A 235-nucleotide genomic window follows, 5' to 3' on the forward strand; every position below is an offset into this window, starting at 1 on the left:
GTTGATCCTGAGTGGCAGGGACAAGGGCTGGGCCGTCAGTTGCTGGCGGCGTTTGTGACTGCCGCCCAAGCAGATGGCGGGCAGGACATCTGGCTCGAAGTGCGGGCCGGCAATACCAGGGCCAGTCAGTTATACCTGGCCAGTGGTTTCGAGCTGGTCAGTCGCCGGCAAGACTATTACCGGGCCGACAGCAGTGTCAGTGCTAACGGCCGCGAAGACGCGCTGATCATGAAAG

Annotated in this window: 1 protein-coding gene; it reads left to right on the forward strand. The window is 61.7% G+C overall.

The features are described 5' to 3' along the window. On the forward strand, positions 1-235 hold a 235-nt coding region (locus R0J87_RS24790), incomplete at both ends, for a GNAT family N-acetyltransferase (protein WP_498889690.1).

The sequence above is a fragment of the Halomonas sp. SIMBA_159 genome, from assembly GCF_046536035.1.
Classification (GTDB): Bacteria; Pseudomonadota; Gammaproteobacteria; order Pseudomonadales; family Halomonadaceae; genus Vreelandella; species Vreelandella venusta_A.